We start from the raw sequence: 25,349 nt of genomic DNA on the forward strand, positions 1-25,349 counted from the left end.
GGGGCTAGGGGTTAGGGACTAGGGAAGAGCAATTCGGTTGCGTTCTGGCCGCTCAACTCTGTACTACAAGAAACACCATCATGGATATGAACCTTTCTCGCCGATCGCTCCTCAAAATTGGCGGCGGCTTTGGCGCGATCGGCCTCGCGGCAGCGCTCGCCGGTGAGCAATCGGCCTCGGCAGCACCGTCGCCAGCGATGGTCAATCCCCTCGCGCCGCGGCTTGGCCATTATCCCGCGAAGGTGAAACGTATTATTTTTCTGTTCATGAATGGCGGGCCGTCGCACGTTGATTCGTTCGACCCCAAGCCGGAACTCATCCGCCGGCATGGGCAGAAGCTTCCCGATTCGTTCGTCGGCAAGAATACCCGGCGGCGCGACGGCAAGCTGCTGCAGTCGCCGTTTCCCTGGGCACAGTATGGCGAATCGGGAATCGAGGTCAGCGATCTCTTTCCGCATATCGCGAAGCGCATCGACAAGCTTTGCGTGCTCCGCAGCATGTGGAGCGACAACCCGAATCACGAGCCCGGCCTGCTGCTGATGAACACCGGCAACATGCAACCGATCCGACCGAGCATGGGTTCGTGGCTGACATACGCTCTTGGCAGTGAGAATCAAAACCTGCCCGGTTACATCGTGCTCTGCCCGGGCAAACCGGTCGTCGGGCCGTATCTCTGGAGCAACGGCTTCTTGCCTGGCGTGCACCAGGGAACGCAGATCAATCCGAAGAATACCGATCCCAAGGCGATGATTCGCGACGTGCAGAATCGCTGGCAGTCGACGGCGGCCCAGCGCGAGCAACTCGATCTGCTGCAGTCGCTCAATCAATTGCATCTCGAACAGCGCGAGAAAGACGCTAATCTCGAATCGCGCATTGCTTCGCTCGAAATGGCTTATCGCATGCAGGGCGAAGCGCAAGAAGCGTTCGACCTCGGCCGCGAAACGGCGGAGACGCGTAAACGCTACGGCGAGGGATCATTCGCCAATTCCTGCTTACTCGCGCGGCGACTCAGCGAGCGCGGCGTGCGAGTGGTGCAGCTCTACTACGGCGACGGCCAGCCGTGGGACGATCACGGCGACATCAGCAATCATAAGAAACATGCGCTCGCCAGCGATCAACCGATTGCAGCGTTGCTCGACGATCTGCAGGCCCGCGGCTTGTGGGAAGAAACACTGGTGATCTGGGGCGGCGAGTTCGGTCGCACGCCGATGACCGAAGGCGAGAAAGGGCGCGACCATCATGCGTCCGGTTTCAGCATGTGGCTGGCCGGCGGTGGCGTTAAGCAAGGCTATGTTCATGGCGCGACCGACGAATTTGGTTTCTCAGCGATAGAGAAGCCGATGCATGTCTACGATCTGCATGCGACGATCCTGCACTTGCTCGGCTTGAATCACGAGAAGCTGACGTTCCGCTTCAGCGGCCGCGACATTCGCTTGACCGATGTGCATGGGCATGTGGTGCAGGATATTTTGACGTAGCGCGGTCTTTATCGCTCACGCTCGTCTACCCGGGCTTCACTGCCGAAACGCGAATTCATACAGCGAGCAAATCTCCGCCGCTGTTTTCGCTCCGATCGTGCTGAATCGCTGATACAGCGCGGCCACATCGGTCACTGCATTCTCTGTCAGCCGCTCAAACTTCGCCGCGAGCAACGTGGCCAGATGCGTGCGCTCACAGCGGGCATGCCCTTGCGGATACATCACCAGGCCGCTGCTCAGCGTTCCTGCCGTGGCATGTACCAGTTCGATCGTCGTCGGAATGCCATCGGGATATTTCTGATCATATTCCGGCCCGCCGTGGACAAACTCGATCCGCTGCATCAGCTCGCGCGTGATCGGATGCAGCAGCGCCGCATCGTCGTAATCGGCAGGGAGCAGCACCAGGTCCTGCCACAGCGTGATCTCGTCATTGGGTCGCGCCGGCGACGTGACTGTGGTCGCTCGTTCGATCGCCTTGCGCAGCAGCGTGGCAATGATATAGACCATCGAATGATCGGCGCTCTGCCGCGTACGCGGATCTCTTTTGTGTGGATCGCCGATGATGCTGAAGGCTGGTTCGTAAATAGTGATGCGGATCTTGTTGAGCTGCTGCCAATCAGCGGCGACCTCCGGATGCTGCGCGAGCAGCGCGAGCAACCCGCCAATCGCTCCTGCCGATTGATGCTCGTACAAGCCAAGCTTGAAGTGCATGCCCATGATCGCGAAATCATGGCCACCGGTTGCCAGTTCCAAATCGAACGGGCTCTCGTCTTTTTTCGTCGGTTTCTCGAATAAACAAAACACCGCCTGCGGATTGCGAAAAATATCGGCCGGTCCCACAAAACCGTTCATCGCCCGCCGCATTGCAGTAACAGCCATCTCCGCTGTGATAGCCGCCGACGCTCCCTTGCTATCCGACAATTGATGCCCATGTCGGATTGCGCGGAACGGCACGTAATGCGCCACGACCATTCCGATCGCCGATTCGATCTGCTCTGCCGTCGCACCCAGGATCGCGCCATACACGGCCGCTGAAGCAATCCCGCCGTGCAGCACGTGATCGATCTTGTAATCCTTCAAACCAAAGCACTCGGCCAGGCGGCCGCGAATTTCATCGAGACAAAGCATTGCGAGCAGCGTTTTTCTTCCATCCCAGCCAGCAATCTGCGCCGCGGCAATCGCGACTGGATAAAAATCGTTGTGGCCGAACTCGCCGCGGGTGTAACCGGTCCGCGGGTTATAGCCGAAGTTCGTGCCGTTCGAATCGAGTTCGCGCACCGCCGAGCTATTCGCGAGCACGGCCTTCTCGGGCTGAACTGCTTGCGACGAACCGAGCACCGTCGCCCCTGGGCCGTTGACCGGATAGCTCAACGCCTCGTCGCGCAGCAGTCGCGGAGCATTGGCTCCGCAGGCCAGCGCCGCCACGCCGCAAGCGATGCTATCGGCATGAAATTGCTCGACCCGCGCGAGCACTTCCTCGCTCGGCCCTGGATAGCGATCGTTCAAAAAGTCGATCGCATACTGGCCGATGCCGCGGGCCTGGTTGGTGTTCTTCGGCAAAACGAGAAAGGAATCCATGATTGACTTCGCACAACGAGTGACGCTGAGATGATCGATTCAGATGGCGTTAATCTATCGTCGCGGATGGGGAGTTGTCACCGGAGCCTCGGTTTGTGACGATCAAACGCATGACAGAATTAATCGTCGATCATGTTCGCAAGGAATTTCCCACGCGGGGCGAGCCACTCGTGGTGCTCCGCGATGCTGCCCTCAACCTCGCCGTGGGCGAGAACGCGGCCATCCTTGGCCCTAGCGGCAGCGGAAAAAGTACGCTGCTGCACATCATCGGGGCTCTCGATCAGCCGACGAGCGGCAGCGTCACGCTCGCGGGCCAAAATCCCGCGAAGCTCGACGAAACGCAGCTCGCCAAATTTCGCAATCGCCACATTGGGTTCGTTTTTCAAGATCACTACTTGCTGCCGCAACTCTCGGTACTCGAGAACGCCCTGATTCCCGCCCTCGCCGACGGCACGCCCTCGGCAGAAACCGTCGCGAGGGCGAAACAATTACTCGATCGCGTCGGCTTGTCGCAACGCCTCGATCACCGGCCTGCCGAGCTCTCCGGCGGTGAACGTCAACGCGTCGGCATTGCTCGAGCGCTCCTGCTCAAGCCGGTGCTCCTGCTCGCCGATGAGCCGACGGGAAATCTCGATCGCACCAACGCCACCAGCGTCGGCAAATTGCTGTTGGAACTGCAGCAGCACGAAAAAAACATGCTGCTCGTCGTGACGCACAGCCTCGAACTGGCTTCGATGATGAGCCGCCGTTACGAACTCGACGATGGCCGTTTGAAAACCAATTTAAAGGAGGAGTTTTCGTTATGAATTTCCTCCGCCTGGTTATTCGCAGTTGGCAGTTTCACGCAGCCAAACACTTCGCCGTGATTCTTGGTGTGCTCGCAGCCACAGCCGTGCTAACCGGCGCACTCGTAGTCGGCGATTCCGTTCGGCAGAGTTTGCGCGATTTGACGCTCGATCGTTTGGGGAAAATCGATCACCTGCTGCTCGCCGATCGTTTCTTCCGCACCGAACTTGCTGAGGAACTAAAGAAGACGCCGGTCTTTGAGCAAAACTACGCTGCCGCCGTTCCCGCCATCATTATTCCGACGGCCACGGCAGAGCTGCCGCGCGATAACTCGCGCTCGCTCGCTTCGGGCATCAATCTGATCGCAGCTGGCCAGGGCTTTTGGGATCTCGATAATGCAGCCAAGAAAATCACGGCGCCGAAAGACGGCGAAGTCATTCTGAACGCCGCGCTCGCCGAAGAGCTGCACGCGAAGCTCGGCGACACGCTCATCCTCCGCATGGCCAAGGCCACGCAGGTTTCCGCCGACAGCCCGCTGGGCAAAAAGACGGAACGGCTGACAAGCCTCGCAGAGTTGAAGATTCGCGAGATCATTCCCGCCGAAGGTCTCGGACGGTTCAGCTTGCATCCGATGCAAACCGCGCCGAAGAATGCTTACGTCGCTCTCGCGCCACTGCAGGATTCGCTCGAGCTAGACAGCAAAGTCAACTCGCTGCTGATCGCCGCCAAAGACGAAGCCCTCGGCCTATCGCCGGATCTAACCAAGGAACTGCAAACCGCCCTCAAGCCGACACTCGGCGACTATGGTCTGACGATCAAGCATGTCGAGTTGAAGTACGGCACCGAAGGTGAATCTCGCGACATCATCAATTATTTCAGCCTGACGACGAATCGGATGCTTCTCGACGAGGCGACCGAGAACACCGCCAAGTTCGCCTTCGCGAAGTACCAGGCCTATCCCGTTCTGACCTATCTCGCCAATTCGATCGATCACGTCGGCGCGCCCGCCGGAACGAAGGGTGTGCCGTATTCGACGATCGCGGCCATCGATCCCGGGCCGGATGGTCCGCTCGTCGATGCCGAGGGAAAAGAGTTGCCGCCGCTCGGCGAGCACGACATCGCCGTTACCGATTGGCTGGCCGAAGATCAGAAGCTGAAGATTGGCGATGAGCTGCGGGTGACTTATTTTGAACCGGAAACAACGCACGGCGATGAGAAGGAACTCTCTGCCGTGTTCACGATCAAGGGAATCGTGGCACTCACCGAGCCATCGGAGCCTTACTCGCGCCGCAAAGGGCCGCAGTTCAAACAGCCGCCGACGCGGGCCAACGATCCCGATCTGACGCCCGAAGTGAAGGGCGTGACCGACCAGGCTTCGATCTCCGATTGGGATGCGCCGTTTCCGTTCGAATACAAACGGATCCGCGCGCAGGATGACAAGTATTGGAACAACCACCGCACCACGCCCAAGGCTTACATCAGTCTCGCGGCGGGGCAAAAGCTGTGGGAGAGTCGCTTCGGAAAAATCACGTCGTATCACATTCCGGCAAAAACCGGGATGACCGAAGAAGTTCTCGCGGCGGAGTTTCTCGCGCAGCTGCGCACCGACAACGAATTGCTCGGTTTCGAAATCGCGCCGATCAAAGCCCGCGATCTGAAAGCGTCGTCCGGCACTACGCCGTTCGACGTACTGTTTTTGCTCCTCAGTATGTTCATCATCGGCGCCGCGCTGCTGCTCATTTGGCTGTTATTCCGCCTCGGCATCGAGCAACGGGCGAGCGAAATCGGCCTCGTCCAAGCGCTTGGTTGGCGACAACGACGAACGCAGGAATGGCTATCTGCCGAGGGATTGCTGATATCCGTTGTTGGTGCAGCGGCGGGTGTGGCTGCCGGGATCGGCTATGCGGCGCTCATGATTCACGGCCTGCGAACGTGGTGGGTCGGCGCGATTTCGTCGCCGTTTCTGACGCTCCACATTTCCTGGCTGAGCTTGGTGCTGGGGTTCGTCATTGGCCTCGTTGTGGCACAGCTAACGATCTACTTCAGCTTGCGACAACTCCGCAAAGTCTCGCCACGACAACTCCTCGCGGGTGAAACTTCACCGCCGTTCACCGCCGCTGCCGGTAAGGTTGCAGTATGGAAACGTTGGTTGCCGTACGGCTTCCTGTTTCTCGCGGTGCTCCTCGCAGGTTTGGCGAGCGTGCTGACCGCCGACGCGCAAGCCGGGACGTTTCTCGCTTGCGGTGCAAGTGTTTTGACCGGCCTGCTGATCCTGATTTCGCAACTGCTCGGCAGCCGCGATCGTGCTGCGACTGCGGTGCGACCTTTTCGTTACGTTCTTCCCGAACTGGCCGTCAATAACATCGGCCGCGCGCGTGGCCGCAGCATCGCCACCATCGCGCTCGTCGCGAGTGCCTGCTTTCTCGTCGTCGCCATTAGTTCGTTTCGCTTGGCTCCCACCGAGCAAGGGATCGGCGGGTTCAATCTGATTGCCGAAAGCTCCGAGCCGATCTTGCCGGACCTCAACGATGCAGCCGGACGAAAGGACGCACTCGGCAAAGATGCAGCCGTGCTCGATGGCTCCGAAGTGGTGCCGATGCGCATGCGCGGCGGCGACGATGCGAGCTGTCGGAATCTCTACCAGGCCCAGCAGCCGCGCGTGCTCGGCGTGACGCCCGCGATGATCAAGCATTTTGATCAAGCCGACGTGACGAAGTTTGCTTTCGCCTCTTCGGCTGCATCGTCGGCCAGCGAGAAGAACAATCCCTGGCAACTGTTAGCGAGCAGCAAGCCGGACGAACCGATTAGCACCGTGCTCGACATGAACACGGCGCTTTACAGCTTGAAGCTCTACGGCGGCATTGGCCAGGTTTTTGAAATCGATTACGGCGACGGCCCGCCTTTAAAATTCCGCGTGGTCGGCTTGCTGTCGAACAGCTTGCTGCAAGGAAGCCTGCTGATCGGTGAAGGAGATTTTAAGCGAGTCTTCCCGCGAGTCGCCGGTTATCGATCGTTTCTCATTCGTACGCCCGCCGACGAAGTCGCCGCCGTCGAAAACTCGCTTACCGACAAGTTCGGCGACGAGGGGCTCGATATCACCGAGTCGCGCAGCCGCTTGCGCGATCTGCTCGCCGTGCAGAACACCTACATCAGCACCTTCCAAGCCCTCGGCGCGCTCGGCTTGCTCCTCGGCACGTTCGGCCTCGCTGCGGTGCAACTGCGCAACGTCCTCGAACGCCGCAAGGAACTCGCCATGATGCGGGCCATCGGCTTCCCGCCGGCCCGAGTGGCTGCGATGGTGCTACTCGAAAACGGCCTGCTCCTCTGCGGCGGCATTTTCACCGGCGTGATCGCAGCCCTCCTTGCCGTGTTGCCGCATATGTTCCTCGGCGGCGCAACCCTGCCCTGGCGCGACCTCAGCGTGATGCTCGCGGCGATTCTCATCATCGGCACGTTGGTGGGACTCATCGCCGTAAGGGCGACATTGCGCGCGCCGATTTTGCAGGCACTGCGAGGAGAATGATTCAGATAGTCCGAGTTGCTTCAGCAACTTGGGCGGCGCAGCCGCAAGAGGCATCGCGATCACCGCCCGACGTTCGCGGCAGGTAACTATTGAGATGTTCGCTTCTCTCGCAGCGTGACTTCACTAAGGATGCCTCCGGGCCGCTGCGCGGCAACGATTGCTGGCGCAATCGCTGCTATCCGTGTAGCGGCGATGATATACTTCGAATATCGAATCCGTTTCTTGGAGTGTATGAAAATGAGCAGTGGTGCTATCTACACCGAGCCACCTGATCCAAGCCATGCGCCAGTCATCAATGAGCCAGCTTGGGATCTCGCGTTGCTTTACCCAATGCAGGGTCATTGGTCGCACGAGGATTATCTGCAACTGACTGATGGAACCAATCGGCTGATTGAGTTTACTCGCGGACAGATTGAGGTGCTTCCGGTGCCGACGATCGAACATCAGCTGATTATGAAGTATCTACTCAAAATTCTGGATCAGTTTGTCGATCAACGGCAACTGGGAATCGCTTTGTGCGCAGGTACGCGCGTCTACCTCGAACCGGACAAGTATCGTGAGCCTGATATCGTCTTCAACTTCGCCGCAAAACACGCTCGCAGCGGCAAGAGATACTACCGAAGCGCCGACCTGGTAATGGAAATCGTTAGCGACGATCCAAACTCCAAGACTCGCGACTGGGAAAAGAAGGTCGCGGATTATGCAGCCGGAGGAATTGCCGAATACCGGGTTGTCGATCCGCAAGCCCAGTTGATTGTTGTCCACACGCTTGAAGGACATTCCTACAAAGTACACGGAACATTTCGCGACGGAGAGTCTGTCACTTCAAAGCTTCTCGAAGGTTTTGCGGTCGAGGTTGGTGCAGTGTTTGCCGCGGGGCGGGTTTAACTCACTCTTCCAACAGTCGTCGCAGCAAAAACTCGCACAGGATGCCTCCGGGCCGCTGCGCGGCAACGATTGCTGAAGCAATCGTTGCTATCCGTTCGAACGTTGTGAAACTACCGGCGCGGTTTATCCCGCCGCACGTCTTCCTTCGGCGGCAGCAGCGCTTTGTCCGAAATGTCTTTGCGGCACCAGGCTCCCGGCCAGCGGATGCACTTCACTGCGGTGTAGGCCTGCAGCTTGGCAGCCGAGAGCGTGTTACCGAGAGCGGTCACGCCGAGGACGCGGCCGCCGGTGTTCACCACGTTGCCGTTGACGATGTCGGTGCCGGCGTGGAAGACCTTCACGTCGGGAATGGCAGCCGCTTCGTTCAAGCCGCGGATGATGCGACCTTTTTCGTAGCTGCCGGGGTAGCCTTCGCTGGCCATCACCACGCACACCGCGTGCCGCGGGTCCCACTGCAGTTGGCCGAGCTCTTCTAGACGGCCGTCGATGGTGGCTTCGATCAAATCGACGATGTCCGTCTTCAGCCGCATCAGCAGCGGTTGGCATTCGGGATCGCCGAGGCGGACGTTGTATTCCAGCACCTTCGGCCCTTGATTGGTCAGCATGATGCCGGCGTAGAGCACGCCCTTGAACGGCTGACGCGAACGCTTCATCGCGTGGACGGTCGGCACGAGGATGTGCTCTTCGATCCAACCCATCATGCGGTCGTCGACAACCGGCGCGGGGCAATAAGCACCCATGCCGCCGGTGTTCGGACCGGTGTCGCCGTCGTGAGCGCGCTTGTGATCCTGGGCGGGCGGCAACATGACAATAGTCCGCCCGTCGGTGAAGGCGAGGATGCTTGCTTCCTGGCCATCGAGGCGATCTTCGATGATGAACTGCTTGCCGGCGTCGCCGAACTCGCGTTTGCGGGCGATGCGATCGATGGCGTCGAGCGCATCGCGCCGGCGATTGCAAACGATCACGCCTTTGCCCGCGGCCAAGCCGTCGGCTTTGACGACGACGGGGACGGTTTCATCCTCGGAAGGATAGCGATCGAGGATGAACCTCTGCGCCGTCTCGGGATTTTTGAAGACATGAAAATCAGCCGACGGCACATCGGCATGGCGGAGCATTTCTTTACAGAAAATCTTGCTCCCCTCCAGCTGTGCGGCGGCGCGACTGGGGCCAAAGACCCGCAGCTTGGCAGCTTGAAAGGCATCGACCACGCCGTCGACCAGCGGGCCTTCGGGGCCGACAACGGTCAGACCGATCTGGTTGTTCTGGGCAAATTTGATCAGGCCAGCGATGTCGTTGGCCTGAATGTTGATGTTCTCGCCTTCCTCGGCAGTTCCCGCATTGCCGGGGGCGATGAAGACCTGACTGACGCGCGAGCTCTGCCGCAGCTTCCAAGCCAGCGCGTGCTCACGTCCGCCATTGCCGATCACTAGAACTTTCATCGCCATTCCCCCGTCGCGTGCCACACTGCCAACAAGCGTTCAATATAGAAAACCGAGGCCAAATTCGTCAGGGGATGAAATGGCCGCAGTTTACGCGAGAATAGCGGCACGGCAGCCGCAGAATTGACCAGCCTCGGCCGTTCCCTTCTATTGATTTCTCGCGTTGCTTCTCACCTTTTTCCTCACACTCGTATGACCAATCGCCCCAGGATTCGCTGTTGGCAAGTCGACGCCTTTACCAATCGGCCCTTCAGCGGCAATCCGGCCGCCGTCTGCTGGCTCGAGAAGGAAGACGACCCGCAGTGGATGCAATCGGTCGCCGCGGAAATGAACCTGGCCGAAACCGCTTTTGTTCGTCGCGTCGGTGGTGAGTACGAGCTGCGCTGGTTTACGCCGACGATCGAAGTCGATCTTTGCGGACATGCCACGCTCGCGTCGGCACATGCGATGTGGTTCGCTGGAATCGTGCCGGGCGATTCGGCAATCCACTTTCAAACTCGCAGCGGGGTACTGACGTGTGCGCGGAACGGGGATTTCATCGAACTCGATTTTCCCGCCACTCCGCCGACGCCAATTTCACCGCCGCTGGGCTTGGCTGCAGCCCTGGGCGCCGAGCCGCGCGAAGTGTTGCAGACCAAGTTCGACTACGTTGCGATTTTTGATTCAGCCGAAGTGGTTCGTTCGCTGCGGCCAGATTTTCGCGCGCTGGGGGCGTACCCCGTGCGCGGCATCGTGGTCAGCGCACTTGCAGATGACTCGCAATTCGATATTGTTGCTCGCTTTTTCGGGCCGGCGGCGGGTATCGACGAGGATCCGGTCACGGGTTCGGCCTACTGCGGTTTGCTCCCGTACTGGTCCTCGATCTTGAATCGCAACGAAATGACCGCCTACCAGGCATCGCGTCGCGGCGGCATGATTCGGCTGCGACAGAATGGCGACCGCGTGATTCTGGGCGGCCAAGCCGTCGTCATCTGGCAGGGCGAATTGCTCTGACCACCGGTGCCCCGGCCGCACGGCAATGTACAATCTGTTCGCGGCGATTAAGATTTCAACGCCTCATTCATCTTCGAACCTCCTCACTGAAAACAGCCATGGCATTTGGATTCGGCATTGTTGGTTGCGGCATGATCTCCCGCTTTCACGCCCGCGCGATTGCGGACATCAAGGGCGCCAAGGTCGTCGCCTGCTTCAGCAAAACGGCTGAATCGGCGACGAAGTTTGCCGCCGAAATCCCCGGCTGCACGGCGTACACCAACCTCGACGAAATGCTCGCCGATCCCAAGCTCGACGGCATTGCCATCTGCACGCCGAGCGGCGCGCACATGGAAGCCTGCGTCGCTGCTGCGAAGGCAGGCAAGCATGTGGTTGTCGAAAAGCCCCTTGATGTGACCCTGGCCCGCTGCGATGCCATGATCAACGCCTGCGAAAAAGCGGGCGTCGTGCTGGCCACGATTTTTCCCTCGCGGTTTCACGAATCGGCACAGCTGCTGAAGCAAGCCATCGATAAAGGTCGCTTCGGCCGGATGACGCTCGGCGATGCCTACGTGAAATGGTTTCGCACGCAGCAGTATTACGACAGCGGCGCCTGGCGGGGAACGTGGAAGCTCGACGGCGGCGGCGCGCTGATGAACCAGGCCATTCACAGTCTCGATCTGCTGCTGTGGTTCATGGGCCCGGTGGCCGAAGTGACTGCCGCGACAGCAACCCTGGCGCACGAACGGATCGAAGTGGAAGACGTCGTTGTCGCCACGATCAAATTCAAAAGCGGCGCGCTGGGCGTGATCGAAGCGAGCACGGCGACTTTTCCGGGTGAACTCAAGCGGATCGAAATCCACGGCAACGAAGGCTCGGCCTGCATGCGCGAGGAAGACATCATTCGCTGGGAGTTCGCCAAAAAGACGAAGGCCGATGAAGACCTGCTCGCCAAGATGGCCGGCAAGACACACACCGGCGGCGGCGCTGCCGATCCGAAAGCCATTGGCCACCACGGCCACACGAAGCTCTTTCAGGATTTTTTGAACGCCGTGAAAAAGGGGAAGCAGCCCCTCATCAACGGCCACGAAGGCCGCAAGAGCGTCGAGGTGATCCTCGCCATCTACAAGGCAGCCGAAACCGGCAAGGCCGTTCAGCTGCCGCTGGCAAAAGATCCGACCTGGACCAAGCGGACGCTGAAGAAGTAACTATCCCTTCTCCGTCATACGCTGGATGGCTGCCGCAAAGTTATCAGCAAACGGCTCGAACGATTCCGTCTCGTGATCGAAGTGGAACACGGGGTAGTCTTGCTCCGCGCCGCGCAGATCAAAACAGAACGCATCGCCGTTAATCGCCACGGCGAACAGCAGCCCGTCGGGCTGCGCTTCTTCGCCCTCTTCAGGCGGATCACGCCGATACTCGCGCGCGTCGAGGCTCTTGGGGCCGACTACACGCACGCTGTAGCCCTCTCGGCCAAATACATCGCCGAAAGAATGTCGGCCGGCAGTGGTGACGAAGTCGGCGTACGATTGCGGCAGCTGGATGCTGTTTTTCTTTTCCCAAGCAGCAATTCCGTCCGCAGTTGCGAGTGGCTTTTTCGAGGCCTTGGATGCGAGATAGTCCTGGAACCACTGCGTGGCATTGGCTGGCTTCTTCGGAGTCTGTTCAGCGGCCGGCGCCGCGCGCATCAGTTGCAGTTTCTCGGCAATCCAGGCTATATCGGCTGGAGTTGGTTTCTGATTTCCCAGAAAGTCGTTGTACGAGATGCCTTTGAATTTCAACTCGCGCGCGAGAAACAACAGTCGCATCGAGAACCAATACTCACGAGCCAGAAACAAGCGAATCCATTGATGCGACGGAATCTTGCCGCCTTGCGCTTTGTAATACTTCTTGGCCAAGCGGTCGTCGCTTTTGATCACGCCGTTATTTCGCCACTCTTGCGACTTGAAGACATCTGCCGTCGTCGCGATTTCGGCGAGCGGAGTCAGCTTGCTCACCTCTTTCAGTTCACCACACTTGGGACAGCGCGCGGAGCTCGACGTAACGGTGTACGCCGAAACGACCGTTTGCGGCACGGCCAATTGCCAATGGGTGGGCTCCTTCGTTTTCGCGTCGACGGTTGGATAAAACTTGACCTCGCCCGGAACCGCGGCTTCGAACATTTGCCTGGCTCGCGCACTGACGAGCAGGTTGCCAAAAGCGGCTCCCGTAAAGTCGCCGGCCGCTTCGTGTCCACGCACGAGCACATAAGGCTGAGGAACGGCATCGAGGTCAGGGAAGGAGCAGTGCTCGCACTTCGTGGGAAACTGATTCGCCGTCAATTGGCCGTGCTCGAGGACATCGAGTGCGGAGGTGCGGGTGTAAACCCGCACAGGTGGACGCGGCGCAACTGCCGCTGTCGCGATGGCTGCTTTCTCCTCATCGCTCGCCATCAATTCCCACGCGCCGTTGTGTTGTCGATACAAGACCAGACCGCCGGCCGGTGGCTTGCCGCGCGCGGCAAAGGCCAGGTAGTTGCCATCGGCCGACCAGGCCAAGCTGCCGCCGCAGGTGTCTTCGGTCGCATGCTCGATTGTCTGCACTGTCTTCCGCGTCGCGTAATCAAAAATGCGAATCACATGGTCGTTGCTGGTGATGGCGTATTGAGCTCCCGTCGGCGAAATCGCCAGACCAGACACGCCGCGCGAAATCCTCTGCTCGCCGACGAGTTCCAATTTCTGCAAATCCCAAAACAACAGGCACGAACGGCTTTTAAGCTCGGTGCCAAAGCAGGCCCATGTTCCGCGCGGCTCAACGCTCACCGTCCGCGGCTGGTGGTCGATGTTTGTCGACTTCACTACTTCTCGTTTAGTCCAATCAACAAGTTGCAACTTGCCTGAGGTCTGACCTTTGTCATTGATCACCCTCAGCCCCACGACGATGTGTTTGCCGTCCGGCAAAAAAGCGGCCGCTTCGGCGCTCGTGTAGTCGTGCGTCGTCAGCTCGATCTCGATGGCTACGTTCCCAGTGTCAGCGTCGTAGAGCTTGAGCGTTTTTCCGCTCGGCGAAACAAAGAACTTGCCGTCGGGAGAATAAACGAGTTCTCCGCTAAGGAAGTCGGTTTTGGATTGCCGCAGGAACTGACCACTCGACGAAAACACCAGCACGTCGCGCATCGCATGGGCGGCCACTTCGTTGCCGCCGGGTCGAACGACAACCGTGCCGATCAGATCATTGCCTTTCTCATGCACACTCCACAGCAGTTTGCCGTCGGGCAGACTCCAGGCCGCCAACTCGCGAAACTTTTCGTCGATCGGCCTTTTCGGATGTGGCATGCTCGCTCCGCCGCCAGCAATCAGCGTTTGCGACTTTTCGTCAAAGGCAACACAAGCGAAGCTGCCCGTCGTCGTTGCAGGGAGTTGCACGGAGCGAGTTCCTGGAGAATAGATTGAGACGTGCCTGTTGTTGCAGGAATGGTAACGATCACCGATTGGGGAATAAAGCTAGTAGGCCAAAAATTGACGGCTCCACTGACCTTCAGCAACAAAAAAACGACGCGTGCAAGCGGGAATCAACTTCCCACCTTCACGCGTCGCGATTGACGACAAGATTGTTGTCAGAAACTACTTGGTCGCGGGCAACAGAATGAGGGCGCCTTCGACGAAGGTGGCTTCGCCGGGTTTGCCGTTCAGTTTGTATTGCACCTTGAGTTTCTTATCGCTGCCGGGGGCGGGATCGCCGCCGAAGCTCTTGTTGTAGGTCGTTTCGGGCAAGGTGATCAGCGGCAGGTCGGTGGCCCGCTTTTGCAGGATGGCGGTCACGTCCTTCTTGCCGGAATCGCTGCCGTATTCGGCCTTCACGATTTCGACCTTCGTCTTTTCGATGCCGGCCTTCGACAGCTGATCCTTCACGTCGACGCCCTTGGCTTGCAAGCTTTGGGCGACCGAGAGGACCGTGGCGAGAGCGTCGTCCTTGATCTCCGGAACCTTCAGCGCGTTGAGCGCCATTTGGAACGTCGTGTTGTTGGGATAACGTTGCAGCACGACAAGGACGAGCTTCTTATCGGCTGAAGCTTTCGCCGTGTCCATCGCCTTCTGGGCCATGTCGTTTCGCACATCATCGGGCAGGATGAACTGGCGAGCGATGCGGATATAACCCTTGATCGCGCGGCCGTGATACTTATGGCCAGGAATCTTGGCCAGATCGAGCAGCACCGGCGCGGCGTCGTCGGTCGTCCATTCACCAAGGAGCTTGGTGCTGGCGTCTTGCAGTTCTGGGGTCGTGCTCTTGCCGGCAGCACCGACAGCGGCGAGGGCCTTCTTGCCGCCGACCGCGCCGACGACTTCGAGCAGCTTGATCTTGGTCTCGAGCGACTTGGCGCTGTCCATGGCAGTCACCAGTTCCGTGGCGCAAGCTTCACGATCGGGCATGCGAATGCTCGCAGCGAGGAGAGCCTTTTCGGCGGGGACCACATCTTCGGCCCGCTTGGGAGCCGTGACTTGCGTGATGAGAACGTTCAAGCCCTTCTCATCGACGGTCTCGCCGAGCGCGGCGAGGGCAGCCGTGCGCACGGCTACGTCGTTGCTATCGAGAGCCTTGAGCAAGGCGGGCGTGGCGCTGATTCGGCGTTGACCGACGAGGGCGAGGAGCAGCGACAGCTTCTTGCCGGTCGCGCCAGGAAGAGCGGCGGCGATTTGCGAGTTGACTTTTTCTCCTTGCAGATCGGCCAGCGTCGCTTTGGCGGCGTCGGCGAGTTCCGTGTCTTTATCGAGCGCGGTTTCGAGCAACGCAGTTACCGACGAATCGTCGCCGACGCGGCTCAGCGCGGTGATGGCGGCGATGCGGACTTCCTTGGGACCTTCGGCTGCCGCTTTAACGATGGCGGCAACTACGACCGTCTTCGGCCGATCGGCCATGGCGGTGATGACGAGCGCGCCGCGCTCGGCGTTCAACTTGCCAACTTCTTCGGCGAGCGCCTTATCGACTGCGCCACCCGAGATCTCGCGGGCGGTGGTCAAGGCGAGTTGGAACAGCGGCTTTTCGGGCGAACGGAGTTGCTCGAGGAGCAGCGGAATCCCTTCGTCCTTACGGGCGAGGATGGCGCCGCGAGTCGCTTCGAGGAAGCGCGTCTTCGGCACTTCGGCGCGGCGAACTTGATCGTAGATTTCGATCGCTTCGGCCGTCTTGTCATTCAGGCGTTGTTCGGCGCACAGGATCAAACCTTCGGCGATGGCCGAGTTCACCGGCTTCGGGCTGTCGGCGAGAGCGTCGCGCAGGGTCTTCGTGGCAACGTCGTTGCCGATCAGGCCGAGGGCGACGGCGGCGGCCGAAGCGACATCGGCGTCTTTGGCGGCGAGGTGCTTGGCTAGTTGTTCAACGGCTTTGGCATCGCGGCGATTGCCGAGCGAATTGACGACACCGATCAGGAGTTTGCCTTCGAGCGAGCCGGCAGCCGTGCGGAGCGCGGCGCTAGCCTCGTCGCCGGGAATGGCTTCGAGAGCGATACGAGCCCACGAGTGAAGTTGCGGATTGGTCAGGAGCTTGGCCAGTTCGGGCACGGCAGCGGCCGAGCCGTCGATGGTCAGCTTTTTGCAAGCGAGCGCCTTGTCAGCAGCCGGCGCGTCGGATTGCAAAACGGCGAGGGCTTCTTTTTCTTTTTCGGCCGAGACCTTGACCGGATCGGCAGCGAACAGCGCGGATGCGCAGAACAAAAACAGTGCAGAGTAAAGGAAATGTTGAATTCGCATGGAGAAACCTAAAGGTGTATGAGTGAGTTTTGGCAAACGGAACCAGACGGCGGCGCTTAGAGACGCCACGGTTCGCGGAGGGCTTCGGAGCGCATCCGGTTGGCTGGTTCGTCGTCAACGAACATGGTGGTCTTCAGGTCGTATTTCACCTGGCGACCGAGCGCGAGGGCGACGTTCGCGGCGTGGCAAGCGATGTGTGCATTGCAGGCCGCTTCGGCGTTCCCCTTCGGCTTGCCGCGGGTCTTCACGCAATCGAGGAAGTCGCGGACGTGGAAGGTGGCGGGATAACCGCCGATCTCTTCGACATTGCGACCAGCGAGGAGCGTCGGCGAGCTGAGGACCATCTTGCCGCTGTCGCCGGCCTCGACCCAACCGGTTTCGCCTTCGAAACGGACCGGGCACGAGCCGAGCGGAATCCAGCCGGTCTCGCGGAAGATCAGTTCGCAACCGTTCTCATACTTGCATACGAGCTCACCATTCTTCGGCGGATTGTATTCCACCGGCGGCGGACAATCGTTGACGGCCCATTGGCACAGATCGACGCAGTGCGAACCCCATTCGAGCACGCCGCCGCCGCCGAACGCGCCGACCAGGCCGCCACCTTTTTCAAAGTTGAAACCGTTGAGGAGCGCCTGGTTGTAAGGACGATAGGCGGCTGGTCCGAGGTAGATGTCCCAATCGACCACTTCTTTTTCCGGCACCGGTTGTTCTGGCAGCCAGGCGCTCATGATGGCCTTCATGCCGGCCGGGTGAGCGTAGACTTTTTGAACCTTGCCGAGCTTGCCAGTGCGAGCCAGTTCACACGCGAACGCAAAGTGCGGCAGGTTGCGGCGTTGCGTGCCCGCTTGAAAGACGCGGCCGGTGCGAGCCATCGTGTCGCGCAGAATCAGGCTCTCGACGATGTTCTTGGTGCACGGCTTTTCGCAGTAGATATCCTTGCCGGCTTTGGCGGCGTGCATGGCCATCAAACCGTGCCAATTGGGGCCGGTGGCGATCAGCACGGCGTCGATATCGGTGCGGTCGAGCACTTCGCGGAAGTCGCGATACATGTCGCAGCTGGCGTTGCCGTACTTCCCATCGACTTTTTTCTTCACTTCCTGGCGACGCGATTCCTTGATATCGCACACCGCAGTGAACTGCACATCCTTCTGCTCGAGAAAGCAACCGAGGTCGTAGTTGCCGCGATTGCCGATGCCGATGCCGCCGACCACGACGCGCTCGCTCGGAGGAGTCGCGCCGTCGCGACCCAGCGCGGAGCTCGGAATGATGGTGGGTGTCATCGAAGCCACGCCGGCCGCGATCGCGGTCTTTACAAAGCCACGGCGTGAGAGAGGAACTTTCTGAGACATCTTTCAACTCCTGGTTTCAATCTACGGTTCTGCAATCGATTGCGGTTGACTAGCCCGACCGTCAGCCGCCGCTCGCCTCAGCGGCAGGGACATGCGGGAAGCCGACAGCATACTCTTTCCAAAAGGGAGTTGCTGCTAGATAGGAGCGAATATGCATGCATCGTGAGCGCTCGGCAGGCAGCATCCTGTCCTGCTCCCCTCGCCCCGCTTCGGGGAGAGGGGCTGGGGGTGAGGGGTGAGCCGAAGCGAGAGTCTGCTAATGAGCACGCACTATGGATTGCCGACCAGTTCGCCAGAAAATTGAGTCAAACTCACGCATTATCCCCTCACCCCCGACCCCTCTCCCCGAAACGGGGCGAGGGGAGAGAGATAAGGCCGCGACGGCGTCGCTGGCGTGAATCGCTACCTGGCGGGTCTACGCCGGGCCGGAGTTGTCAGCTCTGCCGTGTCTTTGTGGAGCCGGATGGTCGGTCAGTGTGATCGACCGAGATGACGCAGAAGAGGGATGAGCGAGGGATCTCGTGTTCCCACAAGCCCATTTGAAGCCACCCGGATTAGCGAGAATAAAGTGTGATATTTGCGAGGCAATATCACTTGCGTTAATTGCCTTTAAGTCTTTCTTCGCAAGCACTTGCGCAAGAAACGACTACTCGCATTGCCTGTTATATTCTGGGGTATGAAAGGGGGGCTGCGTTATTTCTTCGGCTTGCCGGCGATCACGTAGCCGAGGTTGCCCCAGATCGAATGGATCTTCCAGTCGACGAGGGCGTCGGCGACGAGCGGCTCGATTTTGAGATCGGTGTTTTCCAGAATCACGTCCGACATCGGGCCGAGGAAAAACATCTTGGCCAGGATCCAGCGCTGCAATTTTCGCAGGCCCAGTTTGTGCGCGATCTGGCGGTTGGGCAGATCGGGAATTTCGTCGGCGACGACGACCATGCCGCCGGGCTTCACGACCCGGGCCATTTCCTTGAGAGCACGGCCCGGGTCGTTGACGTGGTTGAGCGCGCCGAGGCTGAACATGTTGTCGAAGGTCGCATCCGGAAACGGCAGTTGTTCGGCTTCGCCCACGACGAGCGTGGTGTCGTGCTGAGGGAAGTCGCGCTTGGTTTTTTCGAGCAGCACGCGCGAGATATCGACGCCCCACACCTGGCAGTCGAGCGGAATCTGCGGCATGTTGCGGCCGTCGCCCATGGCGACGTCGAGCAGCTTGGTGCCCGAGAGGCTGGGCAGGTGTCGCAACACTTCATTGCGGGCTTTGCGCTCGCCGCCGCGGGGCATGTGAGCAATCCATTCCCAAAAGCGGAACTTCGGCCAGAGCGAGCCGTTGTAGTAATCGGCGGCGATGGCGTTGTTGCCTTCAAACTTTTCGGTGACGTGCAGCACCTGATTTTTGATGGCGTAGGTGTGCGAGCAAGAGGTGCAGCCGAGCGCCTCAGCCGACTTGTATTGCAGGGGAGCGTGGCATTCGACGCACCGCAGCATCGACACTTGCGTGTCCCACTTCGTAACGTGGGCCGGCGCGGTTGAACTTGCTGACTTCGATCCGGTCCCGGGAATAGAAACGGTAATCATTGCATCTGCTCGGCAATAGAAAGTCGAGGTAAACCGCTCAAATATGCGGTAAAATCTATAGTGCCACACTAATCTCAATCGGCAGCGATGCAAGAAACCGCCTGAGCGAGGCACGGTGGGCGGCACAATCGCTACGTTCGGAGCGATCAGAAGAGTTTGGGTGCGCCGAGCGTTGAATTTTTCAGCGCAAGTCGACCGTAACGGGCCGATGATCCGACCCGAGCTTGGGTCCCACGCTCCGCCGGACCACTTCGATCTCGGGCGAGACGAGGCAGTGGTCGATCGGAACGCTGAAAAGAAGCGGGATTCGCGGCGACCAGCTGGCCTGCACGCCGATGCCCTGCCGGCTGTCGCGCAGATTGCCGCGTCGCAGCAGATCGTGGAAAAACGGGGAATAGCTGGTGATATTCAGATCGCCGGCGACGATGAGCGGGCCTTGGATGCGCTGGCAGTCCTGAGCGATCCGCTGCAATTGCTCATTGCGTAACTCTGCCGCCCGCCGGTTGACCGGCGGCAGCGGATGGGTCGCGATGATCGTGCAGGGCCGCGGCTGCGCGCCAAAGCGGGCGATGATCGAGGGGGCATTAGCGGTGCCGTAGTCGATTTGCTCGATCGATTCCCAGGGGACGCGACTGAGTAACGCAATGCCGCGACTGTTGCGCTGCGGCAGCACCAGCTGATGTGGGTAGGCGTCGCGCAACTGCGGCAACTGCTCGCCCCAGCCGTGGCTGACTTCATAGAGCAGTACGACATCGGCTTTCTTTTCCCGCAGCATGGCGAGGACATCGGCATATCGCTGGTTGCCGGCCCAGACGTTGAAGGAAACGATCCGCCAGGTCGGTTGCGTCGATTTCACAATCGGCGCCGGCCAGTAGATCGGCGCGACGAAGGCGAAGTTGATCACTGCGCCGATGATGGCGACAACGGCAAGGCTTCTCGTGCGAGTCAGCCAGAGAGCAACGGCCGCGAGCACCAGCAGCCAACCGTACTGCAACCGAAAATGGCAGAACTGCTCGGCCCGCCACCACTGCCGTGCGAAAAAACAGCCGAAGGTGAGGAGCAGTACGAACAGCATCGGCGTGGCGATGAGCAGAACCAATGCGCGGCGAGAAGAGAAAGTCGCGGCAGAGTTCATGGTTTCGGCCATCGCACGCTTGCTCTAGTGGATCCCTAGCAACTGATAGATCCGCCGATCGGCGAGCGTATCGGCGATGAGCTGCGCACCGGTGAAGTCATGACGGCGGCTGTGATCGCCGGGAACAGCCACGGCGTGTGCGCCGGAATCGATCGCGGCGCGGCAGCCATTGTGGCTGTCTTCGAGCACGAGCATCGCAGCCGGCTCGATGCCGTGCTGGGCGGCAGCTTTCAAGTAGATCTCAGGATTCGGTTTGCCGTGGAGGACATCGGCCGAGGTGAGAATGAATTTAAACCGCGGCCGCCAGCCGAAGTGGTCGAGCATGCGATAAACGACCGGCGCTCGGCTGCTGGTGGCGATGGCTTTGGGAATGTGGTTGGCTTCGAGCGCGTCTAGCAGTTCTACCAGTCCCGGCATGGGGGCGAGTTCGCGGTCGAGCAGGTCGAGAAAGATCGAATCGGAATCGGCGTAGATGTCTTCGACGGTTTCTTCCAAGCCGTGCCACTCGCGGAGAATGCCGAGGGCAATGATTCCGGGGCGCCCCATCATTTTATCGAGCAACTCTTGCTGAAACGGCTTGCACCGTTTTTCCAGCAGTTGGCGCATCACGCGCTCGTAGAGCATCTCGGTATTGAACATCAGGCCGTCGAGGTCAAACGTGACGGCGGAAATAGCTGATGGCATCGCGCGATCGATTTCGTGGAGGGAGATTAGAACAGCGGCGGTTTGCCTAATTGCCGGCGGACCACGGCCCATTGGCCACAATGCATCAGCCAGTGAGTTCCCTGCATGGCGAGTTGTTCACCTTGGGTCGGGCAGTAGGGAATGCCGGTTTGATTGTCGAGATCGGCGTCGCTGATGGCTTCGAGCGTCGCGAGAGTGACGGCCCGTTGCTCGGCGGCGACGCGGAGGAGTTCTTCCTTGGTGCAAAAGGCGGCGGGGTCGTCGTTGGCAGCCGCATCTTTGCCATATTTTTCGGCGAACCCAGCAGGGAGCGGCGGCATCTTTCCACCGGAGACCATGTTGCCGTAGTGATGCTCAGCAGCGATCAAATGGCCCAGTTGCCAGTTGATGTGATTCACCCCGGGAGCGGCCCGCAACATGAGGTCAGCATCGCTCAGATCGGCGAGGTAGCCGTTGCAAATGAAGTGACCCATGTTGATGGTGGCGCGGATGATGTCTTTGGCGTTCATGGTCCTGGCTTGTTGCTGGGAATGTAGATCGAAGAATTGCGATGGTACCCGCTTCGTCCTCGCTTACGCGTCGGGCTACCTAGTAACCGCTCACCGCGCCGGCTTGGATACCGGTGATGGGGGCAAGATTCAGGCGGCGGCGGACATCGTCGAGCATTTCCTTGGTACGACTAGCGCCGCAGCGAGTTGCGCCGGTCTCGCGCACTTTCAGCAGGGTATCGACATCACGCACGGCGCCGGCGGCTTTCACTTGCACATGCGCGGGGGAGTGCTTGCGCATCAGCATCAGATCTTCGATCGTCGCGCCCCCCGTGCCGTAGCCGGTCGAAGTCTTTACCCAATCGGCAGCGACTTCGCCGCAGATTTCGCAGAGCTTGATTTTGTGCTCATCCTTGAGGTAGCAGTTCTCGAAGATGACCTTCACCTTGGCGCCGGCTGCGTGGGCACAGTCGACAACACCCTTGATGTCGGCCTTCACATAATCCCACGCACCGCTCAGCACCTGGCTGATGTTGACGACCATATCGAGCTCGCGACCGCCGTCGGCGAGGGCTTGCTTGGCTTCGGCGATTTTCATCGCGGTGGTGTGGCCGCCGTGAGGAAAGCCGATGGTGGTGCTCGGCACGACCGTCGAACCGGCGAGGAGTTCGGCGCACCGCTTGAGGTAGTACGGCATGATGCAAACGCTGGCGCAGTCGTATGCCACGGCCAGTTTGCAGCCGGCTTCCAGATCGGCGACGGTCATCGTCGGCTGGAGGAGGCTGTGATCGATCATTTTGGCGAGATCGGCGTAGGTGTAGGTCATGGGATTGCAGATTTGAGATGTCAGATTGCAGATTGGGGAAGACGTACGCTAGGTTTCCTTTGTTGTCATGCAGTTCTGTGTTGTTGGCAAGTGGATGCAGGCGATTCATGCCCGATGAACTTTTGCTGAAGACCGAGCGCTTTTCCGTGGTCCGCGATTCGTTTGTGACCAGCAGCGGAAAAACGAAGAGTCGAGAGATTGTCCGTCATCCCGGCGCGGTGGTGATCGTGCCGCGATTGGCCGATGGAAGCGTTTGTCTGATTCGTAATTTTCGGCTTTCAGTGCGCCAAACACTGATCGAGCTGCCGGCAGGAACCCTCGAGGCGGGCATTTCGCCGCTGGAGCAAGCCCGGCGAGAACTGATCGAAGAAACCGGCTATCGTGCCGGCGCGATCAAGGAATTGCACTCGTTTTATCTCTCGCCCGGAATTCTCGACGAGCGAATGCATCTGTTCCTCGCGACGGATCTCGTGGCTGGTGATACCGCGCTCGAACTTGGCGAAGAAATCAGCAACCTCGTCGTGCCCTGGGAAGAGGCCATCGCGATGATCTTCCGTGGCGACATTCAGGATGCGAAGACCATCGCCTCGCTGCTGTATGTGCAGCATGCGGCGAAGGAGTAGCCCAGCTAAGCAACGCGATTACTCATGCCGTGAGGTTTCGGCAATCGGTTTGAGTTCGCTGCGGTTGCCGACGCGAACGCGGATCCGCATCGTTTGCATATCTCGGATCAGCGTGAGCTCTACTTCTTTGTTGACCGGCGTGAGACTGACGAGATTGATCAGGTGATCGTCGTCGTCCACGTGTAGATCGTTGTATTGCAGAATGACGTCGCCGAGCTGCAGCTTGGCTTTTTCGGCTGGCGAGCGCGGAGTAACGCCGGTGACACGAGCGCCTTCGGGTCGCGATAGTCCGGCCGCGGCGGCCTCTTCGCGAGTGAACGTCGCATCGAGTTGCACGCCGAGATAGGCTCGCACGACTTGACCGTGCTCGATCAGCTGATCGGCGACGACCATCACCATGTTCACGGGAATCGTAAAGCCGATCCCTTCGTTGCCGCCGCTGCTGCTGGCGATGGCAGTGTTAATGCCGATCACCTCGCCGCGGAGGTTCATGAGTGGGCCACCGCTGTTACCGGGATTGATGGCGGCATCGGTTTGCAGAAAGTCTTGATTCGTCACGCCGTCGTCGCCCAGCTGCAAATCGCGACGCCCCTTAGCCGAAATGATGCCGTAAGTCACCGAGTGACTCAAGCCAAACGGGCTGCCGACGGCGAGGACGAAGTCGCCGATCTCGAGCTTGTCGCTGTTGCCGATGATCGCGGGAACCAGGCTCTTGCCGTTGATCGCGAGAATCGCAATGTCGGTTTCGCGATCGGCCCACACCTGCGTGGGCGTGAGTTGCCGGCCGTCGGAGAGCTTGATTTTCACATTGCTAATCGACGAGTACTTGATGACGTGGCGGTTCGTCACGACATAAAACTTGCCGCCATGCTCGATGACAATTCCCGAGCCAGCTTCCTCGACCGATTTTTGCGAGATCCGCGAGTCATCGTCGCGTTTTGCTTCGATATGTACAACCGAGGGCGTGGCGAGCTTCACGGCTCGCTTCAGCAAATTATGTTGCTGCTCGAAGACATCGACATCGCGTGCCAACTCAGCGTGCAGTTGCGCGCGAGCATCGAGCGAAACCGGCTGTGGCTGCTGGTACGTAGGTTCTTCGGCGAAGGCGTGAGAAAACGTGCCGCATCCCAAGAGAGCCAGACCGGCTGTGTGAGTGCGGAAGATTCGCCAGAACGAAGCGCGACCGGATGCAGACATGGCCGGGATCCTTCCTTGGATTGACCAGTGTAGCGACCACACTCCGTGTGGATGATGCGCCGCGCAGCACGCGGCGACTACACTAATTTCGCAGCAAAAAAAGCCGGTGAAGAACATTCACCGGCTCCATTAATCTCGGCTCAGCCGCGCAGTGGCTGCGGGCTATTTTCGGTCATTACGAAATATCGATCTCGACGTCGCCGGTCGAGGCATCGCTATCAATACCGAAGTCGAACATTTGCTTTGAACCTGGGTTGATCACATCGCCGTTCTTTTCGGCTTCGCGTTGGCAGGTGATGCACATGGTGGCGTAGGGCAGAGCTTGGAGGCGGGCCAGCGGAATGCCGCAGCCGCAACCTTCGCACGTGCCGTAATCGCCATGACGCATCCGCTCGAGAGCGACGTCGATGTGAGCCAATTCGCGGCTTTCGACTTCGGCCAGCTGCGAGCTGATTTCGTCTTGGGCGCTGTCCATCGCGGCGTCCATCATGTCGCCGGAGGTTTGTTGGCGGAGTTCCTTGAGCGAGCTCAAGTCACCGGCCAGGGCCTTTCGCAGGGCATCGCGCCGGCGAATGAGGATTTGCTTGAGTTGGGTTACCGCTTCTTTGCGTGCCATGTTCTTCGTCTCCTGCCGTTTGACTTGTCCGCCTTGACGTTGCTCGCTTTTGTCCGCTTTTCGCATGGTCGGCCGCCTCAAACGTTGTGAATCGTCGTTGCCTCAGTGGATTCCTGGTAATGCTGTCCAGCTTGCAAGCAGTGTGCGTAAGTGCAGGCATCCGCCCTGCGTAACCCCGCAACAAAGACTCGTGCTGTTGCCCAATCCCGCAGCAATAACCGAAATATAGTACGCGTGCCGGCTACTGCTTTTAACAAAATCACGGACTTAGGAATCCTGGGCCGGAGCTGTGTAGTGGACGCAAGTCCTTGAGCCGGTTGCTTTTCAGGCGAGGTAACGCGTGTGTCACGCGGTGCCAGGTGTCCTGACGCAGACATTCGGTCAATTCAACAGCTGCCGCCGAGGTGGAGATTTGCCGGGCCGCGTGGCTGACGAACCGAAAGGCCCGCCGCTCACTCGTCCCGTC

General features: G+C 59.6%; 19 protein-coding genes. 7 read left to right on the forward strand and 12 right to left on the reverse strand.

The features are described from left to right. Positions 1 to 80 precede the first annotated feature (80 nt). Entirely contained in the window at positions 81 to 1,478 is a 1,398-nt protein-coding gene (locus M9Q49_RS12890) for a DUF1501 domain-containing protein (protein WP_254509156.1), read from the forward strand. Between the two features lie 36 nt (positions 1,479 to 1,514). Here M9Q49_RS12890 and M9Q49_RS12895 read toward each other — a convergent pair whose 3' ends face one another. Beyond that, on the reverse strand, positions 1,515 to 3,056 hold the full coding sequence (locus tag M9Q49_RS12895) for an MmgE/PrpD family protein (protein WP_254509157.1): 1,542 nt from the start codon (positions 3,054 to 3,056) through the stop codon (positions 1,515 to 1,517). A gap of 110 nt (positions 3,057 to 3,166) precedes the next feature. On the opposite strand from M9Q49_RS12895, the gene M9Q49_RS12900 reads away from it, so the two are divergent. The 3 genes from M9Q49_RS12900 to M9Q49_RS12910 all read left to right on the forward strand — a co-directional run bounded on the left by M9Q49_RS12900 (position 3,167) and on the right by M9Q49_RS12910 (position 8,253). Next, complete coding sequence (locus M9Q49_RS12900; RefSeq protein WP_254509158.1) at positions 3,167 to 3,862, forward strand: ABC transporter ATP-binding protein; 696 nt, start codon at positions 3,167 to 3,169, stop codon at positions 3,860 to 3,862. Beyond that, positions 3,859 to 7,365 carry an ABC transporter permease gene (locus M9Q49_RS12905; protein ID WP_254509159.1) on the forward strand — a complete coding sequence of 1,169 codons (3,507 nt, stop codon included), beginning with the start codon at positions 3,859 to 3,861 and terminating at the stop codon, positions 7,363 to 7,365. Before M9Q49_RS12900 ends, M9Q49_RS12905 begins: the two co-directional genes overlap by 4 nt. Positions 7,366 to 7,602: 237 nt before the next feature. Further along, positions 7,603 to 8,253, forward strand: a complete 651-nt coding sequence (locus M9Q49_RS12910; protein WP_254509160.1) for a Uma2 family endonuclease — start codon at positions 7,603 to 7,605, stop codon at positions 8,251 to 8,253. A 110-nt stretch (positions 8,254 to 8,363) separates the two neighbouring features. Here M9Q49_RS12910 and purD read toward each other — a convergent pair whose 3' ends face one another. Further along, on the reverse strand, positions 8,364 to 9,692 hold the full coding sequence (gene purD / locus M9Q49_RS12915; protein ID WP_254509161.1) for a phosphoribosylamine--glycine ligase: 1,329 nt from the start codon (positions 9,690 to 9,692) through the stop codon (positions 8,364 to 8,366). A gap of 192 nt (positions 9,693 to 9,884) precedes the next feature. Between purD and M9Q49_RS12920 the strand changes: the two genes are divergently transcribed. Then, positions 9,885 to 10,685 (forward strand): PhzF family phenazine biosynthesis protein, encoded by an 801-nt coding sequence (locus M9Q49_RS12920; RefSeq protein ID WP_254509162.1) that lies wholly within the window; start codon positions 9,885 to 9,887, stop codon positions 10,683 to 10,685. A 98-nt stretch (positions 10,686 to 10,783) separates the two neighbouring features. Beyond that, on the forward strand, positions 10,784 to 11,872 hold the full coding sequence (locus M9Q49_RS12925; RefSeq protein WP_254509163.1) for a Gfo/Idh/MocA family protein: 1,089 nt from the start codon (positions 10,784 to 10,786) through the stop codon (positions 11,870 to 11,872). On the opposite strand, the gene M9Q49_RS35745 is transcribed toward M9Q49_RS12925, so the two are convergent. The 8 genes from M9Q49_RS35745 to deoC all read right to left on the reverse strand — a co-directional run bounded on the left by M9Q49_RS35745 (position 11,873) and on the right by deoC (position 22,447). Next, positions 11,873 to 14,068 (reverse strand): SMI1/KNR4 family protein, encoded by a 2,196-nt coding sequence (locus M9Q49_RS35745; RefSeq protein ID WP_254509164.1) that lies wholly within the window; start codon positions 14,066 to 14,068, stop codon positions 11,873 to 11,875. 198 nt (positions 14,069 to 14,266) lie between these two features. After that, positions 14,267 to 16,390 (reverse strand): HEAT repeat domain-containing protein, encoded by a 2,124-nt coding sequence (locus M9Q49_RS12935; RefSeq protein ID WP_254509165.1) that lies wholly within the window; start codon positions 16,388 to 16,390, stop codon positions 14,267 to 14,269. Between the two features lie 56 nt (positions 16,391 to 16,446). Then, entirely contained in the window at positions 16,447 to 17,739 is a 1,293-nt protein-coding gene (locus M9Q49_RS12940) for a Gfo/Idh/MocA family protein (protein ID WP_254509166.1), read from the reverse strand. Positions 17,740 to 18,432: 693 nt separating this feature from the next. Then, positions 18,433 to 19,314 carry a class I SAM-dependent methyltransferase gene (locus M9Q49_RS12945; RefSeq protein ID WP_254509167.1) on the reverse strand — a complete coding sequence of 294 codons (882 nt, stop codon included), beginning with the start codon at positions 19,312 to 19,314 and terminating at the stop codon, positions 18,433 to 18,435. 181 nt (positions 19,315 to 19,495) lie between these two features. After that, complete coding sequence (locus M9Q49_RS12950; RefSeq protein WP_254509168.1) at positions 19,496 to 20,461, reverse strand: endonuclease/exonuclease/phosphatase family protein; 966 nt, start codon at positions 20,459 to 20,461, stop codon at positions 19,496 to 19,498. Positions 20,462 to 20,473: 12 nt separating this feature from the next. Continuing rightward, positions 20,474 to 21,133 carry an HAD family hydrolase gene (locus tag M9Q49_RS12955; protein ID WP_254509169.1) on the reverse strand — a complete coding sequence of 220 codons (660 nt, stop codon included), beginning with the start codon at positions 21,131 to 21,133 and terminating at the stop codon, positions 20,474 to 20,476. A gap of 26 nt (positions 21,134 to 21,159) precedes the next feature. Continuing rightward, positions 21,160 to 21,642: a DinB family protein gene (locus M9Q49_RS12960; RefSeq protein ID WP_254509170.1), complete on the reverse strand. Its 483-nt coding sequence runs from the start codon at positions 21,640 to 21,642 to the stop codon at positions 21,160 to 21,162. A gap of 79 nt (positions 21,643 to 21,721) precedes the next feature. After that, a complete protein-coding gene (gene deoC, locus M9Q49_RS12965) occupies positions 21,722 to 22,447 on the reverse strand; it encodes a deoxyribose-phosphate aldolase (RefSeq protein ID WP_254509171.1) in 726 nt (241 codons plus the stop codon). Positions 22,448 to 22,554: 107 nt separating this feature from the next. Between deoC and M9Q49_RS12970 the strand changes: the two genes are divergently transcribed. Then, the gene (locus M9Q49_RS12970) at positions 22,555 to 23,070 is read left to right on the forward strand and encodes an NUDIX hydrolase (protein ID WP_254509172.1); all 516 of its coding nucleotides are present in this window, start codon (positions 22,555 to 22,557) and stop codon (positions 23,068 to 23,070) included. Positions 23,071 to 23,088: 18 nt separating this feature from the next. On the opposite strand, the gene M9Q49_RS12975 is transcribed toward M9Q49_RS12970, so the two are convergent. Both M9Q49_RS12975 and M9Q49_RS12980 read right to left on the reverse strand, forming a co-directional pair. Next, a complete protein-coding gene (locus tag M9Q49_RS12975; protein ID WP_254509173.1) occupies positions 23,089 to 24,267 on the reverse strand; it encodes a S1C family serine protease in 1,179 nt (392 codons plus the stop codon). A gap of 175 nt (positions 24,268 to 24,442) precedes the next feature. Continuing rightward, on the reverse strand, positions 24,443 to 24,883 hold the full coding sequence (locus M9Q49_RS12980; RefSeq protein ID WP_254509174.1) for a TraR/DksA family transcriptional regulator: 441 nt from the start codon (positions 24,881 to 24,883) through the stop codon (positions 24,443 to 24,445). Between the last annotated feature and the right edge of the window lie 466 nt (positions 24,884 to 25,349).

Source organism: Anatilimnocola floriformis, from assembly GCF_024256385.1.
Taxonomy (GTDB): domain Bacteria; phylum Planctomycetota; class Planctomycetia; order Pirellulales; family Pirellulaceae; genus Anatilimnocola; species Anatilimnocola floriformis.

Bases quoted from the DNA above. Each gene is read 5' to 3' on its own strand.
- M9Q49_RS12975 (WP_254509173.1), bottom strand. From the start codon at position 24,267: ATGTCTGCATCCGGTCGCGCTTCGTTCTGGCGAATCTTCCGCACTCAC.
- M9Q49_RS12900 (WP_254509158.1), top strand. From the start codon at position 3,167: ATGACAGAATTAATCGTCGATCATGTTCGCAAGGAATTTCCCACGCGG.
- M9Q49_RS12890 (WP_254509156.1), top strand. From the start codon at position 81: ATGGATATGAACCTTTCTCGCCGATCGCTCCTCAAAATTGGCGGCGGC.
- M9Q49_RS12960 (WP_254509170.1), bottom strand. From the start codon at position 21,642: ATGAACGCCAAAGACATCATCCGCGCCACCATCAACATGGGTCACTTC.
- M9Q49_RS12945 (WP_254509167.1), bottom strand. From the start codon at position 19,314: ATGATTACCGTTTCTATTCCCGGGACCGGATCGAAGTCAGCAAGTTCA.
- M9Q49_RS12955 (WP_254509169.1), bottom strand. From the start codon at position 21,133: ATGCCATCAGCTATTTCCGCCGTCACGTTTGACCTCGACGGCCTGATG.
- M9Q49_RS12905 (WP_254509159.1), top strand. From the start codon at position 3,859: ATGAATTTCCTCCGCCTGGTTATTCGCAGTTGGCAGTTTCACGCAGCC.
- purD (WP_254509161.1), bottom strand. From the start codon at position 9,692: ATGAAAGTTCTAGTGATCGGCAATGGCGGACGTGAGCACGCGCTGGCT.
- M9Q49_RS12940 (WP_254509166.1), bottom strand. From the start codon at position 17,739: ATGTCTCAGAAAGTTCCTCTCTCACGCCGTGGCTTTGTAAAGACCGCG.
- M9Q49_RS12920 (WP_254509162.1), top strand. From the start codon at position 9,885: ATGACCAATCGCCCCAGGATTCGCTGTTGGCAAGTCGACGCCTTTACC.
- M9Q49_RS12970 (WP_254509172.1), top strand. From the start codon at position 22,555: ATGCCCGATGAACTTTTGCTGAAGACCGAGCGCTTTTCCGTGGTCCGC.
- M9Q49_RS12910 (WP_254509160.1), top strand. From the start codon at position 7,603: ATGAGCAGTGGTGCTATCTACACCGAGCCACCTGATCCAAGCCATGCG.
- M9Q49_RS12895 (WP_254509157.1), bottom strand. From the start codon at position 3,056: ATGGATTCCTTTCTCGTTTTGCCGAAGAACACCAACCAGGCCCGCGGC.
- deoC (WP_254509171.1), bottom strand. From the start codon at position 22,447: ATGACCTACACCTACGCCGATCTCGCCAAAATGATCGATCACAGCCTC.
- M9Q49_RS12980 (WP_254509174.1), bottom strand. From the start codon at position 24,883: ATGGCACGCAAAGAAGCGGTAACCCAACTCAAGCAAATCCTCATTCGC.
- M9Q49_RS12935 (WP_254509165.1), bottom strand. From the start codon at position 16,390: ATGCGAATTCAACATTTCCTTTACTCTGCACTGTTTTTGTTCTGCGCA.
- M9Q49_RS12925 (WP_254509163.1), top strand. From the start codon at position 10,784: ATGGCATTTGGATTCGGCATTGTTGGTTGCGGCATGATCTCCCGCTTT.
- M9Q49_RS12950 (WP_254509168.1), bottom strand. From the start codon at position 20,461: ATGGCCGAAACCATGAACTCTGCCGCGACTTTCTCTTCTCGCCGCGCA.